Consider the following 784-nt stretch of genomic DNA (forward strand, 5'->3'; position numbering starts at 1 on the left):
GGCACTCCTCGCCACCTACGGACAGGACCGCGAACAACCCCTCTGGCTCGGCTCGGTGAAATCCAACATCGGCCACACCCAGGCCGCCGCCGGCGCCGCGGGCGTGATCAAGATGGTGATGGCGATGCAGCACGGGGTGCTGCCCCGCACCCTGCACGTCGACGAACCCACCCCGCACGTCGACTGGACCGCAGGCGCCGTCGCACTGCTCACCGAACAACAACCCTGGCCCAGCCACGACCGCCCCCGCCGCGCCGCCGTCTCCTCCTTCGGCATCAGCGGCACCAACGCCCACGTCATCCTCGAACAACCGCCCACCGACGCCCCGAAGCGGGTGACGGAGGAACCGCACCTCGACGCCCCGTGGTTGTTGTCGGCCCTCGACGAACGCGCGCTCCGGGAGCAGGCGAGGCGGCTGCGCGAACAGCTGGCCACACAGCCGGACGCGGATCCCGCCGACGTCGGCCACACGCTCGCGGTGGGCCGGGACCACTTCGGGGTCCGGGCCGGGATCTTCGGTGCCGGCGCCGAGGAGCGCTCCGAGGCCCTGGCCGCGCTCGCCGACGGCACGGCGCATCCCGCCGTCGTCCGCGGCACCGCCGCTGCCTCGGGCAAGGTGGTGTTCGTGTTCCCCGGCCAGGGCTCGCAGTGGCCCGGCATGGGAGCCGACCTCCTCGACGAATCCCCCGTGTTCACCCAGTGGATCCACCGCTGCGAACAAGCCCTCACCCCCTACGTCGACTGGTCACTCACCGACATCCTGCGCGACCCCGACGCACCCCTC

1 protein-coding gene is annotated in these 784 nt (G+C 72.2%); it reads left to right on the plus strand.

The genetic code is table 11. The features are described from left to right. Positions 1-784 (plus strand): acyltransferase domain-containing protein (locus tag IF30_RS42865; RefSeq protein ID WP_037903127.1); only part of this gene is annotated, 784 nt, incomplete at both ends.

It is taken from the genome of Streptomyces sp. NRRL S-350 (assembly GCF_000719705.1).
Classification (GTDB): domain Bacteria; phylum Actinomycetota; class Actinomycetes; order Streptomycetales; family Streptomycetaceae; genus Kitasatospora.